The organism is Nissabacter archeti (assembly GCF_018257325.1).
Taxonomy (GTDB): domain Bacteria; phylum Pseudomonadota; class Gammaproteobacteria; order Enterobacterales; family Enterobacteriaceae; genus Chimaeribacter; species Chimaeribacter arupi.
This window is the reverse complement of sequence record NZ_JAERKB010000008.1, coordinates 113569-129402: the sequence shown is the minus strand read 5'-3', so window position 1 is coordinate 129402 and position 15834 is coordinate 113569. Positions and strand designations below refer to the sequence as shown.

At 60.8% G+C, this 15834-nt stretch carries 16 protein-coding genes; 10 read left to right on the top strand and 6 right to left on the bottom strand.

Going from position 1 to position 15834, the window contains the following annotated elements:
* The first annotated feature begins 30 nt into the window (after nucleotides 1–30).
* Together JK232_RS12315 and JK232_RS12310 are read left to right on the top strand one after the other, a co-directional pair.
* Nucleotides 31–327 carry a BrnT family toxin gene (locus JK232_RS12315; protein ID WP_212589272.1) on the top strand — a complete coding sequence of 99 codons (297 nt, stop codon included), beginning with the start codon at nucleotides 31–33 and terminating at the stop codon, nucleotides 325–327.
* Nucleotides 328–402: 75 nt separating this feature from the next.
* A complete protein-coding gene (locus JK232_RS12310) occupies nucleotides 403–768 on the top strand; it encodes a hypothetical protein (protein WP_212589271.1) in 366 nt (121 codons plus the stop codon).
* Nucleotides 769–806: 38 nt separating this feature from the next.
* On the opposite strand, the gene JK232_RS12305 is transcribed toward JK232_RS12310, so the two are convergent.
* Nucleotides 807–1703: a LysR family transcriptional regulator gene (locus JK232_RS12305; protein WP_101857796.1), complete on the bottom strand. Its 897-nt coding sequence runs from the start codon at nucleotides 1701–1703 to the stop codon at nucleotides 807–809.
* 180 nt (nucleotides 1704–1883) lie between these two features.
* Between JK232_RS12305 and JK232_RS12300 the strand changes: the two genes are divergently transcribed.
* Nucleotides 1884–3377 carry a UbiD family decarboxylase gene (locus JK232_RS12300; protein WP_101829215.1) on the top strand — a complete coding sequence of 498 codons (1494 nt, stop codon included), beginning with the start codon at nucleotides 1884–1886 and terminating at the stop codon, nucleotides 3375–3377.
* 106 nt (nucleotides 3378–3483) lie between these two features.
* A complete protein-coding gene (aroD, locus tag JK232_RS12295; RefSeq protein ID WP_072925986.1) occupies nucleotides 3484–4389 on the top strand; it encodes a type I 3-dehydroquinate dehydratase in 906 nt (301 codons plus the stop codon).
* 8 nt (nucleotides 4390–4397) lie between these two features.
* Here aroD and JK232_RS12290 read toward each other — a convergent pair whose 3' ends face one another.
* From JK232_RS12290 to JK232_RS12275, 4 genes are all read right to left on the bottom strand, one after another.
* Entirely contained in the window at nucleotides 4398–5522 is a 1125-nt protein-coding gene (locus JK232_RS12290; RefSeq protein WP_072925994.1) for an endonuclease/exonuclease/phosphatase family protein, read from the bottom strand.
* 117 nt (nucleotides 5523–5639) lie between these two features.
* A complete protein-coding gene (eptB, locus tag JK232_RS12285) occupies nucleotides 5640–7292 on the bottom strand; it encodes a kdo(2)-lipid A phosphoethanolamine 7''-transferase (RefSeq protein ID WP_101829218.1) in 1653 nt (550 codons plus the stop codon).
* A 136-nt stretch (nucleotides 7293–7428) separates the two neighbouring features.
* A complete protein-coding gene (locus JK232_RS12280; RefSeq protein WP_072926001.1) occupies nucleotides 7429–8811 on the bottom strand; it encodes a heavy metal sensor histidine kinase in 1383 nt (460 codons plus the stop codon).
* Complete coding sequence (locus JK232_RS12275) at nucleotides 8808–9479, bottom strand: heavy metal response regulator transcription factor (RefSeq protein ID WP_072926003.1); 672 nt, start codon at nucleotides 9477–9479, stop codon at nucleotides 8808–8810. The genes JK232_RS12280 and JK232_RS12275 overlap by 4 nt, the downstream gene beginning before the upstream one ends.
* A gap of 165 nt (nucleotides 9480–9644) precedes the next feature.
* On the opposite strand from JK232_RS12275, the gene JK232_RS12270 reads away from it, so the two are divergent.
* Genes JK232_RS12270 through JK232_RS12260 form a run of 3 tightly spaced genes read left to right on the top strand, consistent with a single transcriptional unit; the run spans nucleotide 9645 to nucleotide 11674 of the window.
* Nucleotides 9645–10289, top strand: a complete 645-nt coding sequence (locus tag JK232_RS12270) for a hypothetical protein (protein ID WP_072926004.1) — start codon at nucleotides 9645–9647, stop codon at nucleotides 10287–10289.
* 19 nt (nucleotides 10290–10308) lie between these two features.
* Nucleotides 10309–10923 (top strand): cytochrome b/b6 domain-containing protein, encoded by a 615-nt coding sequence (locus tag JK232_RS12265; RefSeq protein ID WP_072926006.1) that lies wholly within the window; start codon nucleotides 10309–10311, stop codon nucleotides 10921–10923.
* On the top strand, nucleotides 10916–11674 hold the full coding sequence (locus tag JK232_RS12260) for a molybdopterin-dependent oxidoreductase (protein ID WP_101829220.1): 759 nt from the start codon (nucleotides 10916–10918) through the stop codon (nucleotides 11672–11674). The genes JK232_RS12265 and JK232_RS12260 overlap by 8 nt, the downstream gene beginning before the upstream one ends.
* A gap of 98 nt (nucleotides 11675–11772) precedes the next feature.
* Here the strand turns inward: JK232_RS12260 and ompX are convergent, their stop codons facing one another.
* Nucleotides 11773–12306: an outer membrane protein OmpX gene (ompX, locus tag JK232_RS12255; protein ID WP_072926010.1), complete on the bottom strand. Its 534-nt coding sequence runs from the start codon at nucleotides 12304–12306 to the stop codon at nucleotides 11773–11775.
* Nucleotides 12307–12674: 368 nt separating this feature from the next.
* On the opposite strand from ompX, the gene rhtA reads away from it, so the two are divergent.
* The 3 genes from rhtA to dps all read left to right on the top strand — a co-directional run bounded on the left by rhtA (nucleotide 12675) and on the right by dps (nucleotide 15347).
* On the top strand, nucleotides 12675–13550 hold the full coding sequence (rhtA, locus tag JK232_RS12250; RefSeq protein ID WP_072926011.1) for a threonine/homoserine exporter RhtA: 876 nt from the start codon (nucleotides 12675–12677) through the stop codon (nucleotides 13548–13550).
* Between the two features lie 56 nt (nucleotides 13551–13606).
* Nucleotides 13607–14383 (top strand): trans-aconitate 2-methyltransferase, encoded by a 777-nt coding sequence (tam, locus tag JK232_RS12245; RefSeq protein WP_212589270.1) that lies wholly within the window; start codon nucleotides 13607–13609, stop codon nucleotides 14381–14383.
* Between the two features lie 460 nt (nucleotides 14384–14843).
* Nucleotides 14844–15347 carry a DNA starvation/stationary phase protection protein Dps gene (gene dps / locus JK232_RS12240; RefSeq protein ID WP_072926015.1) on the top strand — a complete coding sequence of 168 codons (504 nt, stop codon included), beginning with the start codon at nucleotides 14844–14846 and terminating at the stop codon, nucleotides 15345–15347.
* Nucleotides 15348–15834: the final 487 nt, after the last annotated feature.

Here is a 15834-nt window from a genome sequence, read left to right as displayed (position 1 = left end):
AGGGCATGGACAAGGAGGCGTCAGCCACTTATGCATATTAAAATTTTCCCGGTTATTTTAGAAAAACTGATTCAAAAACATGGTGTTTCTGAAAAGGAAGTCCAGGAGTGTTTTTTAAACCGCGATGGTCATTACCTTAAAGATTCGCGAGAAAAGAATCAGACCATCCCCCCTACGCTGTGGTTTATCGCTGAAACGAACAGCGGCAGGAAATTAAAAATCTGTTTTGTCCCTCGGGGGCCGGGCAATCCCTGTGGCCCTGTGCTGAAAACAGCGTACGAGCCAAACCCGCTTGAAGATGAGATTTATCAAAAGCATGGCTATTGAACGCTGGTGAAAGATTGCCTGCGGGGTGCTCCGGCAGCCTGCTATCACCTGACATTATAAAAAAGAGGAAAAGCCATGAGCGATGATTTCAATGCATTCTTAGCAGACAGTGACAAATGGGATAACCGTGAACTGGGCGCGTCTGAAGAGCATGTTCAGGTTGTCTCTGAGAAGGCGGCCTCCGGGATTGATGACCAACTGGGGCTGCAGGCCATCTCGATCCGCCTGCCTAAAACGCTGATTCGTGAGCTTAAAGAGATTGCTCAACGCTATGGTGTTGGCTACCAGCCGATGGTACGGGATTTACTTAATCGTTTTGCGCAGGCGGAGCAGAAGAAATATCTGCTGGAACAATTAAGACGCCTTAAGACCGCAGAAAGTGAACAAGAAGACACGGCCCCGGTAGCAGAATTTATCGCCTCCCTTAAAAAACAGGGGTGAACCGGAAAGGAGGTGGCTTTTCCCTTGGCGAACACAGTTTAAGAAGATGCCGCCGCCCCCTGGTATGCCAGCAGCACCGCCATCAGTTCCGGCTGTTGCGGGGCGGCGGCCGGCGTCACCAATGCCGGGAAGAAAACGTTGGGCATGGGGCGGATGTCTGCCACGTGGCAGAGGGTTTTCACCTGTTCCGGCACCTCGGAGGCCGGCATCAGCGAGGCGGCCTCAATCCCCTGTGAGAGCATATCGAACACAATGCGCGGCTCATTGCCGGAGATAATAATGTTCGGCTGCACCCCCAGCTTGCGCAGCTGGGCAGAGATCAGCTCGAATGTCCCTTCGCCGTGGATGCGCCGCAACAGGATCAGCGGCAGTTTTCCCAGATCCGCCAGCGACACCGGCGCGCCCGGCGCAGGGGCCGGCAGTGAGCGGGACATCACCGCCACTGCCTTGATCGGCGGCAGGCTGACACAGGCATACCCCGCCAGCGACTGCGGCTGCTGGATCAGCGCCACATCAATGCGCCGCTCGTTCAGCATGGTTTCCAGCGTGCTGGAGTCAGAAATCACTGTCTCGACCCGGATGCCGTCAAGCTTCTGGCAGAACAGGGCCACCAGCGGGCTGAAATAACACTGATAAAGGTAAGAGATGCCGATGCGCAACACCTGCGCCTGATGCCCGGCGGCCTGAAGTGCGTCGCTGCGTGCCTCTTCCACACTGCGCAGGATGTCGCAGGCACGCTGGTAGAGCACCTTCCCGGCCTCGGTGGGGCTGATGCCGCGGCCGTTACGGGTCACCAGCGCGGTGCCGATCTCCTCTTCAAGCTCTTGCAGGCGTTTACTCAGCGGCGGCTGGGAAATATTCAGTATCCGTGACGCTTTGCTGATCGACCCCTGCTCCACAATCACACAAAAGTAACGCAACCTTTTCAGATCCATACTCCCTCCCTGATGCTTACCCGCCCCACGCGGATCACCCGCAGGCAGATCAGCATGGATACGCGCCGGTTACAACCTTTCTGGTATAGGTCGGGGGATGAAAACAGTATTACCCCCTGCTTTTTGTTGCTGCCTATGCTTAGGGCTGAAGAAATCATCCCCTGAAAGAAGGTGAACATTATGATTAAAACGACACTGGAACCGGGCACCGTTTATGACTTGCGCTCCGCCCTCGCCCTGTTGGCGCGCTACCCCGATGAACTGATCAGCACCGATGTGGAAGCTGACCCGAATGCCGAAATCAGCGGCGTCTACCGCTATGTCGGCGCAGGCGGCACGGTAAAACGGCCGACCCGCATCGGCCCGGCGATGATGTTTAACAAGGTTAAAGGTTTTGATGACGTGCGGGTGCTGATTGGCCTGCTGGCCTCGCGCCGGCGCGTGGGGCGCCTGCTGGGTGCTGACCCGGAGAAACTCGGCTTCCTGCTGAAGGATTCCGTCAATAACCCGGTTCCGCCGGTGGTCATCGCCAATGAGAACGCGCCGTGCCAGGAAGTGGTGCACCGCGCCGGGGAGCCGGGCTTTGATGTGCGTAAACTGCTGCCCGCCCCGACCAACACCGAAGAGGATGCCGGGCCTTACTTCACCATGGGCATGTGTTACGCCTCTGACCCGGAAACCGGCGAATCAGACGTCACCATCCACCGCCTCTGCATCCAGGGGCCGGATGAAATTTCGATGTATTTTGTGCCGGGCCGCCACCTGGACACCTTCCGCCAGAAAGCGGAGGCGGCCGGGAAAGCGCTGCCGATCTCCATCAGCATCGGCGTGGACCCGGCGATTGAAATCGGGGCCTGCTTTGAGCCGCCGACCACCCCGCTGGGCTACGACGAGCTGGCGGTGGCCGGCAGTTTGCGCAATCAGGCGGTGGAGCTGGTGAAATGCCTCTCGGTGGATGCCCGCGCCATTGCCAATGCCGAGATTGTGATTGAGGGCGAACTGGTGCCGGACTACCGGGTGCGGGAAGACCAGAACACCAATACCGGCAAAGCGATGCCGGAGTTCCCCGGCTACACCGGCGAGGCCAAAGCCGCGGTGCCGGTCATCAAGGTGAAAGCGATCACCCACCGCAAGCACCCGATCCTGCAAACGGTGATTGGCCCCAGCGAGGAGCACGTCAACATGGCCGGTATCCCGACAGAGGCAAGCATCCTGGAGATGGTGGAGCGCGCCATGCCGGGCCGCCTGCTCAACGTTTACGCCCATTCGTCCGGCGGCGGCAAATACCTGGCGGTGATGCAGTTCAAAAAAGCGTCGATTTCTGACGAGGGGCGGCAGCGCCAGGCGGCCCTGCTGGCGTTCGCCGCCTTTGGTGAGCTGAAACATGTGATCCTGGTGGATGAGGATGTCGATATTTTCGACACCAACGACGTGCTGTGGGCGATGCAAACCCGCTACCAGGGCGACGTCAGCACCGTCTTCATTCCCGGCGTGCGCTGCCACCCGCTCGACCCGTCGCAGTCCCCGGCGTTCAACCCGCTGATCCAGGATACCGGTATCTCCTGCAAAACCATTTTTGACTGCACCGTGCCGTTCAACCTGAAAGATCAGTTCCAGCGTTCCCGGTTCAAAGAGGTGGACGTCTCACGCTTTATTCCCGGTTTCACGGCCTGACGGCGAAACCTGTCATCAGGGGGCGATATCGCCCCCTTTTTCTTTTCTGCTTATACACTTAAACGTCCCCAGGTATTTTTTTGACAAGGAAACAGGAGAAGATGTGATGAAACGCCGTGAATTTATGTTGTCCGGGGCCGCGCTGGCGGCCGGTACGCTGGTCATGCGTTCTGCCGCGGCAGCCCCCGCCGGCCATGTTGAGGAGAAAGGGAGCGCCCTGATGCCGCCTGTCACCGATCGTATTAAGACCCTGACCATCAAAGGGACAGTGATTGGCGAGGGCAAACCGAAACTGATTGTGCCCACCACCGCCACCACCCCCGGTGACGCGCTGGCGGCAGTGAAAAAATATGCCGGCAACCCGGCGATTCAGGTCGTGGAATTGCGCATCGACACCCTGCGTGATACGCCGGACAACGCGGCGATCGCCGCCCTCACCCGCGAGGCCTGGGCGTTGCTGCCTGATCAGGCGCTGCTGGTAACCTTCCGCACCAAGGCAGAGGGCGGCAACCGCGCCATCAGTGATGACGACTATGCCGCGCTCTACCGGGAGATTATCACCCACGGCAAGGCCGACCTGCTGGACATCGAGATGTTCCGCGGTGAGGCACAGGTGAAAGCGCTGGTGGCGCTGGCGCACCAGGCCAACATGGCGGTGGTGATGTCGAGCCATGACTTCCGGAAAACACCGTCGGCAGAGGAGATCATCACCCGGTTGCGCCGCCAGCAGGCGCTGGGGGCGGACGTGCTGAAAATCGCCGCCATGCCGCAGGATTCCGGCGATGTGCTGCGGCTGATGAGCGCCACCTGGGAGATGCACAGCCGCTACGCAGAGCGCCCGCTGCTCACGATGGCGATGAGCGGCACCGGCGTGGTGTCGCGGCTGGCGGGCGAACTCACCGGATCGGCGCTGACCTTCGGCATGGTGGGCGAGGCCTCCGCGCCCGGCCAGATTGAGGCGGATGACCTCAGCCGGGTGCTGAACATCATCCACACCGCCAACCAGGCCTGACGCGCAGATCAGTTCTCCGCGCTGTGCACCTGGCGGCTGACGATCCCGGCGGAGGCCATTTTCTCCCGCGCTTCCAGCCGGTCACCGGCCGCCAGCTCCAGCGGCTGCTGCAAGCGGCCGACGCGCGGGTTCAGCGCCAGTTCGGCCAGGATCGGGAAATGGTCAGAGCCGATATGCGGCAGGCGCTGCATCCGCACCAGCGTAAAATCGCGGCTGTGGAACACGTGGTCGAGCGGCCAGCGCATACAGGGGATCCCGGCATGGAAGGTGTTAAACATGCCGCGGCCGCGGCGCGGGTCGAGCAGCCCGCTGACTTTCATAAACAGCCGGGTGGTGCGTGACCACGCCACGTCATTCAGGTCACCGGTCACTACCGTCGGGTAACGGGCGCGGGCGGCGCAATGGCCCACCGCCACCAGCTCACCGTCACGGTTGGTGGACTCATCATCCTCGGTCGGGCTGGGCGGCATCGGGTGCAGGCAGTGCATCACCACCTCATCGCCCGAGTCCAGCGCCACGCGGAAGTGCATCGACGGGATCCCCTCTGCCACCAGGTACTGGATCATCGCGTCCTTGATCGGCAGCCGTGAATAGACGTGCATCCCGTACAGGTTGTCCTGCGGGCATTTCAGCTGATACGGGTATGGCGCGCCGCTGTCGCCGCGCTCCAGCACATCAAGCTCGGCCTGCCACCAGAGGTCGGTTTCCAGCGCCACCAGCACATCGGGCTGATGCTCCCGCACCAGCGCTTTCAGGGCGCAGGCGTTGCGGTTGGTCATCAGCACATTGGCAGTGAGAATTTTCAGGGTCGGCCGGTTGTGCAGGCGCGAACGTTTGACCTGCACCGGCCAGAGCCGGGTATAGGGAATGATCCAGTGCGCCTGGTAGAGCGCGCACAACAGCGACAGCAACACAATCAGATCCCCGGTGGGGATGCCGGCAAGCGTCGGCCCGCCACTGCCCGGCAGCAGGCAGAGTTCCACCACCAGCAGCAGCACCGCGATCGAGGCCATCTGCAACCGCGGGAAGTCCCATACCCGCACCCACCACGCCTGACAACGGCAAAACGGCAACAGCGTCAGCACGGTCATGACCACCGTCAGCCCGCTGAACAGCATCCGTATTTTATCCATACTTAATTCTGTTCCCTTGCTGTAACAGCCTGGGCACGCCGCCCGGCTAAAAAAGTGACGATTCTGGTTATTCACCCATGTTATCGATTTCCACCGGGCTTTGTCGTGAAATTTTGATCAGGGTGCCGGGGTATGGCACCAGTTGCGTCCGTCCAGCAGGCCGCCATCCGGCGAGGTAAAGCCGATGCAGCCCAGCACGCTGTCAAACAGCTTGCCGTGGAACGCCGGTTTCTTCTCCGCCGCCATGCGCTGCAACTGCGTAAAGGCGGCACGGTGGGCCGGTTCGGCCAGGAACGCATCCGAGGCCCACACCATGATCGGGATGGTGCGCTGCTCCGGCGGCGCGCGATCCCGCGGGGTGCTGTGGAAGTGGATGTTGTCGGAGATCGACTCGCCGTGGTCAGAGGCGTAAAACACAATCGCCTTGCGGTCACGCACCTGGTCAATCACCTGTTTCAGGAAGGCATCGGTGTAGAGCACGCTGTTGTCATAGGCGTTGATCATGCTCTGGGTCGAGCAGGCTTCGTCAATGCCCATGCACTCCGGCTGCCAGCGGGCGAAGCTGCGCGGGTAGCGCTCGGAGTAGAGGTAGTGCGAGCCTTTGGTGTGCAGGATAATCAGGTGGCGGCCGTGCGGGTGGCGTTGCAGCGAGCCTTGCATCTGCCCCACCAGCAGCATGTCGCCAATCGGTTTACCGGCGTTGCGCGCCTGGGTTTCGATGTCATCGCGCAGCACATAGCGGTCCGCCAGGGTTTTGCTGTAGAACCAGTCCTCCGTCTGCATGGCGAACAGCTCGGAGCTGAAGCCCTGCTGTTTCAGCACCGAGAAGACGTTCATCTCTTTCAGCGTGCGAGACGGGTCATCGGTGGTGCCGCCGATGCGCACAAACATGCAGCGCAGCGAGAGTTTGGTGGAGGTGTCACACGAGGTGCCCTGCAAGGCCACCAGGTTCTTCTCACGCGACAGGTTCGGCGTGGTGTCACGCGCATAACCGTAAAGGCCGAAGTGGTCGCGGCGGGCGCTTTCGCCAATCACGAACACCACGTCGATGTCATCGGCATCTTTCGGCGGCAGGTAGGTAAAGTGTTTGGCCGGGTCGAACAGATTATTCAGCTCCTCCGGCTGGGTGTAGGCGCTGTAGGCAAACAGCCCGAGCGCCGACAGCCAGTTGGACGGCAGGTAGGTGCCGGCCACGGTGTCATCATACTGGGCGGCCATCGTGGGGTTGCCGTCCACTTCCAGCACCTCGCCCATCAGCTTCAGCGGCAGCCAGCAGAACAGTGCCGCCGTCAGCAGCACGCCGGTTTTGCGCAGCAGCAGGCGGCGGTTCACCGGGCGCAGATCGCCGTCCGGCAGGCGGCTGAGCCAGAGCGCCGCCAGCGGCGGCAGCCCGGCCACCACAATCCACAGCATAAAATGGTAACCGATGGAGGCTTTCGACAGGTCGAGGTCGGTGGTCATCACCGCCGCCAGGATGCCGTAACCGATATCGACATTAAACACCGCCATATAGTAACTGGCGGCGGCCGACGCCAGGATAACAATGGTGGTGAGCAGCCGGAACAGCCAGCGGCCGGTAAATGAGAACAGCAAACAGAGGAAATAGACCAGCGAAAAGGCGGCCAGCATCTCGGCGGCCAGCGCCAGCGGCGTATCCTGCGGCACCTGGGTAAAGCGCCGCCAGAACACCGGGGCGTTAAGGATGACCCCGACATAAAAGGCGATAAACAGCATGACCTGCTGCTGGGAAAGAAGTCTGAAACGTTGCATGGTGACCTGTGACCGGAGGGTGAGTGTTGTTCTGTACCCCGCACGAGCGCGCAGTAATGTTTAAGATATATGACAAGGCGCGCGCTTTTGCCAACTTCCCGGCCCATCCAACTGAAAATTCAGTGCATTCTTAGGGTTAACCCGGAAACCACAACGTAAACCGTACCCGGCCCGGCAGTGTGCAGTCGGGCGTGACGCTGCCGTGGTGCAGCTCCATGATCGCGCGGACGATCGCCAGCCCCAGCCCGTTGGCGGCACCGTCACTGCGGGCGGCGTCGGCACGGTAGAAGCGGTCGAACAGCTTCGCCTGCTGCGCCTGGGGGATCGGCGCGCCGCGGTTATCGACGTGCAGCGCCACCCCGCCCGCCTGCGGTGCAATGGTCAGCCGGATGTCGCTCTCCGGCTCGCCGTAGCGGATGGCGTTCGCCACCAGGTTGCTCAGGGCGCGCTGCACCATCAGCGCATCGGCGGTGATGTGCGCGTCGCCGTGGTAACCCAGCGTCATGCCGCGTTCGGCCGCCACCCCTTCGAAATAGTCACAGATGCGCCCCGCCTCCTGCGCCAGGGCCAGCGCCACCGGTTTCACCACCGACTGCGCATGGCTGGCACGCGCCAGGAACAGGATGTTCTCCACCATGCGTGAGATGCGCTCCAGCTCCTCCATATTACTCTCCAGCAGCATCTCATACTCCGCCGCACTGCGCGGCTGGTAGAGCGCCACCTGGCAGTGGCCCATCAGGGCGTTGACCGGCGTGCGGATCTCATGCGCCAGATCGGCGGAGAACTGCGTCAGCCGCTGGTAGCCCTCGTCCAGCCGGTCCAGCATCGCGTTGAAGGCGCGGGTCATCCGCCGCAGCTCCGGCGGCGCGTCCTGCTCGCTCAGCCGGTGGCTGAGGCTGGCCGGGTGGATCGACGCCATCTCACGCGCCATGCGCCGCAACGGCCGCAGCCCGCGCCGCAGCACCAGGTAACCCAGCAGCGCAATCAGCGTAAACGCCCCCAGCACCGCGCCCACCAGCCGCCAGCGGAAGGCCGCCAGCAGGTGCTGTTCGTTGAACATCAGATGCGCGGCGGTGATCTCCAGCACCCGCCCATCCGCCAGTTGCACGTCAGCCACCAGGTAGCGCACCGGCACGCCGTCAGGCGTCACCACGGCGTGCACCGCCGACAGCGACGGGGGCTGGTCAGCCGCCAGCGCCGCCACCGGCGGCAGCGTCAGGCGTGACGGGTTAACGTTAATCAGCGTGGCACCGTGGTGCAGCCGGAAGCGGATCACATCGCGCTCATTGCCCATCATGTTCTCAAACAGGCCGGGGTTCTGGCTGAGTTGCGACAGCGGGAAGTTGTCCGCCAGCAGGTGGCGGAAATACTGCACCCGGCCAATCACCTGGTACTCACTGCGCCGCGCCAGTTGCTGCGCCATCTCACCATAGAGCCACAGGCTCACCGCGCTGAGCACCAGCGAGGCCACCAGCGCAAACAGCAGCGTACTGCGCAGCGTCAGGGATACCGGCCTCATGGCCGTACCTCGCACACATAGCCGATGCCGCGCACCGTGTGAATAAGCTTGGGCTCCCAGTCGCGGTCGATTTTGGCGCGCAGCCGTTTCACCGCCACATCCACCACGTTGGTGTCGCTGTCAAAGTTCATGTCCCAGACCTGCGAGGCGATAAGCGTGCGTGACAGCACCTCCCCTTCCCGGCGCAGCAGCAGGTGCAGCAACATAAACTCTTTGTTGGTCAGGGTGATAAGCTGCTCTTTCCGCGTGACCCGGCGGCGCAGCACATCCACTTCCAGGTCGGCCAGCGTGTAGAAATCCGCCTCACGCACCGTGCCGCGCCGCAGCAGGGTGCGCAGCCGCAGCAGCAGCTCGGTAAAGGAGAACGGCTTGACCAGGTAGTCATCCGCGCCCAGCTCCAGCCCATGAATGCGATCCTGCACCGCGTCACGCGCCGTCAGGAACAGCACCGGCACCTCGTGTTTTTTACGCAGCACCTCCATGACCTGCCAGCCGTTCAGCCCCGGCAGCATCACGTCCAGGACGATGGCGTCAAAGCTCTGCTCCAGCGCCAGAAACAGGCCGTCGGTGCCGTTGCGCGCCAGATCCACGCAGTAGCCCGCCTCGGTCAGCCCTTTTTTCAGATAGTCACCGGTGCTGGTGTCATCTTCTACAACCAATATGCGCATTGTCTGTCTACCCACGGTGTCATCAGCCAATTCTATCAGTTTGCTGCCCGGCACTTGATGACAATATTGTCATGCAGCGGTCATCTGCCGGTGCCGGTTAAGGGGGGAGGATGAACTACCGAACGGCGGCCGCCCGGCTGCCGCGGTTGCCAAGGAGAAGTCACTATGTCCATCCTGTCCCGCTTTACCACCACCCGTCTGGCCTCTGCCCTGCTCGCCTCGCTGCTGCTCGGCAGCGCCGCCCACGCCGCCCCCACCACGCCGGGCAATGACGTCATCAAGCCGGTGCGCGGCACGCTGACGCAGGTCAGCGACCACGACCTGACCCTGACTGACCGCCGCGGCGGCACCCTGAACGTCGGCCTGACCGACCAGACCAGGGTCAACAGCGTCACTACCGGCAAACTCAGCGACATCCAGCCGGACAGCTTTATCGGCACCGCCGCTGTGCCGCAACCGGACGGCAGCCTGAAGGCGCTGGAAGTGCATGTGTTCGCCCCCAGCCTGCGCGGCACCGGGGAAGGCTTTAACCCGTTTGAATCACCGGACGGCAAAGTCAACACCATGACCAACGGCACCGTGGGCAAGCTGGTACAGGCCAATGGCCGCACCCTGACCGTGACCTACCACAATGAGCAGAAAACCGTGCAGGTGCCGGATGATGTGCCGGTGGTGACCATTGCGCCGGGCGACCGCAGCCTGCTGAAACCGGGCACCCATGTGGTGCTGTTCGCGATGAAAGATGCGCAGGGCAACCTGGTGGCGCGGGGTATTTCCGCCGGGAAAGACGGCACCGTACCGCCGATGTAATCCGGCTGAGGAGAACATGATGGCCGTTTCCGCTTCCCGACCGGTTCACCCCTGGCCGGTGCGCCTGTGCCACTGGCTCAACGTCTTTGCCATGGTCTGCATGGTGATGAGCGGCTGGGGCATCTACAACGCCTCGCCGCTGTTTGGTTTCACCTTTCCGCCCGCTGCCACGCTGGGCGGCTGGCTGGGCGGCGCTATCGCCTGGCACCTGGCGGTGATGTGGCTGCTGGTCGCCAATGCGCTGGTTTACCTGGTGTGGGGCGCGGCGCGCGGCCACTTCCGCCGCCGCTTTTTCCCGCTGTCACCGCGGGCGGTATGGCAGGACACCCGGCAGGCGCTGGCGCTCCGGCTGCCGCACCGGCTGGGGCAGTACAACGCGGTGCAGAAAGCGATGTACCTCGGCGTGCTGCTGCTCGGGGCGCTGCTGGTGCTCTCCGGCCTCGCCATCTGGAAGCCGGTGCAGTTCAGCGGGCTGGTGGCGCTGCTCGGCGGCTTCGGCTGGGCGCGTTACGTCCACTTTTACGCCATGAGCGGCATCGTGCTGTTTGTGGGGGTCCATGTCCTGATGGTGCTGCTGGTACCGAAAACCCTGCCCGCGATGATGACCGGCGGTAAGGAGCCGAGTGATGAGTAAAAAAGAACGCAGGCTGGTGCTGGAACCGGACCAGCGCAAACAGCTGGTGAACCTGCAACGCCGGATGCTGCTGCGCGGCGGCCTGACGCTGGGCGCGGTGTCGATGCTGACCGGCTGCAATCTGCAGGACGGCGACAGCGTGGACAAGGTGCTGTGGGCGATGTCACGCTGGAATGACCGGGTGCAGGCGTGGCTGTTCCACGGCCAGAAACTGGCGCAGACTTACACCCCGGCAGAGATTACCCGGCCGTTCCCGTTCAACGCCTACTACCCGGAATACAACGTGCCGGCGGTGGACCTGGCGAGCTGGAAACTGGAGGTCAGCGGGCGGGTGCAGGATAACACCCCCTGGACACTGGATCGCCTGAAGGCACTGCCGCAGGCGAGCCAGATAACCCGGCTTATCTGCATTGAAGGGTGGAGCGCCATAGGCCAGTGGGGCGGCGTGCCGCTGCGTACCTTCCTGCAACGTATCGGGGCCGATACGCGGGCGAACTATGTCGGGTTCCACTGTGCCGACCGCTACTACACCAGCATCGACATGGCCACCGCGCTGCACCCGCAGACGCTGCTGGCGCTCGATTTCGGCGGCGAGGCGCTGGCGGATGATTACGGTTTTCCGCTGCGGTTACGGATGCCGACCAAGCTCGGCTTCAAGAACGCCAAACATATCGTGGCCATCAGCGTCACCAATGACTATCCGGGCGGCTACTGGGAAGATCAGGGCTACAATTGGTTCAGCGGCATCTGACGCGGTGGCCGCAGCGCGCAGAAACAAAAAATCCGCCCGGAGGCGGATTTTTTTCAGACACAGCGAATAACGCGCTGAGGTGCTCCGGCAAGAATGCCTTAGAAGCGGTAACCTACACCGGCGATCCAGGTGCCGACGTCAACGTTACGGATGCGGCTCTGCTCGTAGGAAACGTCCAGTGCCACGTTTTCAATCGGGTTGAACTGCAGACCGGCACCGTAGGAGAAGCCGTAATCGCTGGAGGATTGCTTGTCACGGTTGTCAGCGGTCGCGGCGTTAACCACGTTGTTGTCGAATTTGCCGTAGCCCACACCGATCACACCGTAGATGCTTGCCCAGTCGTTCAGACGGTAAACCGGACCTGCGGTGATGCCGTAGTATTGGCCTTTGCTGTACACGTCGGACGCGGTGTCGTCATGCTCGATGTAGGTGAAAGAGCCGATCACGCCCAGCGGGTTGGTGTTATCGAAATCGTAACGGTATTTCAGGTTGAAGCCGTTAGCTTTGTTCGCTACGCCTTGTGCGTCGCCCTGTGCGTAACCTGCAGTCACGGTGCTGTCGCCAGCGAATGCGTTAGTTGCACCAACAGCCAGTACACAAGCCAGAGCGGAAAGACATGCAATTTTTTTCATAACCACCTCAAATGAGAAAATTAATTACCTTCACGACAAAAATATAACAAAGATCTGGCGGAAACTCTGCCCGAGATAAGGTGTCTAAGCCGTGTTATGGTGTAACAGGAAATTTCCAATACCCTCTATCCTTCTCATTTAGAAGGATTTTTTTCAATCCAAATTATAAGGCAATCTTATTGAACTTTTTATCCAATACAGATAATTCCTAAAAATTTGGTCAGCATTCATGCGTTTTTTCCCATTTTGTAAACGGCTGTTTACCCTTTAATTGACCTGTTTTTACACTTCACGCCGCCTGCCCCCTCCCTTACACTGGCCCGACCCGCCCACTGACCGGGCCTTTTGTGGATCTGAAAAGGAATGCGATGAAATCCCCTGCCTCTCTTACGCCTGCCGCCGGCCCGGCTTCCATGCTGCTGCCGGTGGGGTTGCTGCTGATCTCCATGATTTCCATCCAGGGCGGCGCAGCGCTGGCCAAATCGTTGTTCCCGCTGGTGGGTGCGCCGGGCATCACCGCCCTGCGCCTTGGGCTGGCGACAATTATCCTGTTTGTGATTTTCAAACCCTGGCGGATGCGCCTGCACGCCGGTAACCGCCTGCCGCTGCTCTGTTACGGGCTGGCGCTCGGCACCATGAACTTTCTGTTCTATCTGTCGATCCGTACGGTGCCGCTGGGCGTGGCGGTGGCGCTGGAGTTCACCGGGCCGCTGGCGCTGGCCATTTTCGGCTCACGGCGGGCGGTGGATTTCCTCTGGGTGGTGCTGGCGGTGCTGGGGCTGGCGTTCCTGCTGCCGCTCGGCCATGCGCTGGGCAGCGTTGACCTCAAAGGCGCGCTGCTGGCGCTTGGGGCCGGGGCCTGCTGGGCGCTCTACATCCTGGCCGGGCAGCGTGCCGGCAGCCACGACGGCCCGGCCACCGTGGCGGTCGGGTCACTGATTGGCGCACTGATCTACTGCCCGATAGGCATTATCGACACCGGCAGCGCACTGTTCGCGCCGTCACTGTTACTGCCGGCACTGGCGCTGGCGATCCTCTCCAGTGCGCTGCCCTACTCGCTGGAGATGGTGGCGCTGACCCGGATGCCCGCGCGCACCTTCGGCACGCTGATGAGCCTGGAACCGGCGCTGGCAGCCTTTTCCGGCATGTTGTTTTTACATGAGCACCTGAGCGTGATCCAGTGGCTTGCCCTGAGCGCGATTATCTGCGCCTCGGCCGGGGCAACGCTGAGCGCCCGGCGCTGATCCGGCCAAAGCGATCTACGCTTGATACGTCGCCTACCTATTAACAGGAGATCGCCATGCCGGATTGGAACCCTGAGCTTTACCGCCAGTTTGAAGCAGAACGTACCCGCCCCGCCCAGGAGCTGCTGGCGCGGGTCACGGGCCAGCGCGCCCACCACATCAGTGACCTGGGCTGCGGCCCCGGCAACTCCACTGAGCTGTTGAAACAGCGCTTCCCACAGGCTGACCTCACCGGCATTGATAACTCCGGCACCATGCTGGAGAGCGCACGCACCCGCCTGCCCGGCTGTACCTTTGAGCAGGCGGATATCACCGACTGGCAACCGGCCGCGCCGCAAGACCTGATCTACGCCAATGCCTCCTTGCAATGGTTGCCTGACCACCCGACGCTGATGCCGCGCCTGATGGCCCTGCTGGCACCGGGCGGCACGCTGGCCGTGCAGATGCCGGACAACCGCAATGAACCGACCCACCGCCTGATGCGTGAAGTAGCGGCGCGTGACCCGTGGAAAGCGAAAATAGGTGACGCCGCGTCTGACCGGGTCAGCATTCTGTCGCCCGGCGAATATTACGACCTGCTCTCACCGCTGGCCGACAGCGTGGACCTCTGGCGCACCACCTATTTCCATATTCTGCCCTCCACCGCCGCCGTGGTGGACTGGGTGCGCGCCACCGGCCTGCGCCCGTTCCTGGCGCCGCTCGACCACGTGGGGCAACAGACCTTCCTTCAGCATTACCAGTCAGAGATCGACCTGGCGTACCCCAAACGCCGGGACGGCAATGTGCTGCTGGCGTTCCCGCGGTTATTCCTGGTTGCCCGCCGGAAAATATAATCTGCCGCCTGCCTGCGGGCAGGCCGCTTATTTCCCTGCCCGGTCAGCGCGTTATTTCCCCCCGGCCTTTCCGTTATGTTTTGTTACATAGAAGTGAATTTATTCTGACAGCGCGGCAGGCATTATTGCGCCGTAAGGCAATTCCTAAAAAACAGGCGTCTCATTCTCACCTCTGCTGGGAAAAATAAGTTCACCCTGATTTTTTTAAATAAATTAACTTATAAAACAGCTAATTATAAAAATATTCCCTGATAGCGGTTGAATTCCGCCCTGGGTGCCCTTAGGTTTATTAACAGCAGCGTGATTGCACTGAAAAATCATGACGCTGGAAAAGGAGAGGATGCCGCTGCCTATTAATGTGATAGGCGAGACTGGGGCAATCATTTCCGGCAGATGTGTAAAAGGTTGCTATACTTAACCCGTATTGAATCCGCAACCGACAATCAAGAGGATAACTATTATGAGTACCGCTAAACTGGTAAAAACGAATTCTTCTGAACTCCTCTATACGCGTAACGATGTAGACGAAAACGTCAAAATTGAAACCATCAAGATCCTGAACCGTCTGGTCGCGCAATTCATTGATCTGTCGCTGATCACCAAGCAGGCGCACTGGAACATGCGCGGCAGCAACTTCATCGGCGTGCATGAAATGCTGGACGGCTTCCGTACCACCATCACTGACCACCAGGATACGCTGGCAGAACGTATTGTTCAGCTGGGCGGTGTGGCGCTGGGTACCGTACAGATCGTTAACGATCAGACCCCGCTGAAAAGCTACCCGACCAATATCCACAGCGTACAGGAACACGTGAAAGCGCTGGCTGACCGCTACGCCGTGACCGCGAACGAAACCCGTAAAGCGATCACCCAGGTGCAAGACGAAGACACCGCCGACATCCTGACTGCGGCGTCCCGCGACCTGGATAAATTCCTGTGGTTCATTGAATCCAACATCGAATAACCGTTTTCGCGCCGCGCCACGGCGTAGGGAATATGTTCTTTGATCGTGATGGCCTTTGCGCCAGCCAGACAGGCAACCTTCGGGTTGCCTGTTTTTTTTGCCTGTTCACCCCGTCTGATACCTGCTCCTCCCCCCACTGCGGCGCGCATTACTAAGAATTATCTTAAATTGATAGGGCTTGTGAATGGATTCTTCATTATTAATAGCGCAAAGCAGCTTTCACCCTTCTGCCATTCCCTGTAACGTTCGCCCCACTTTCTTTACGCTTATTTACGGATGCCCTTGAGGTGCCCGGCAGGGCCGTGGCCTGCGCCGTCGCGTAAACAACTATGATTTTTGTGCCTTTTTCCGGGCATTACATCGCACTAAATCAAATTATTATTTTCCTGCCGGTCCCGCTGCCCGTGTCGCCCCTGGGGGAACAGTTCCCGCCGGCACATGGCCTGCGGGTGAGCCATGCTTTTTTGATGCATGGCAGCCGCCCGGA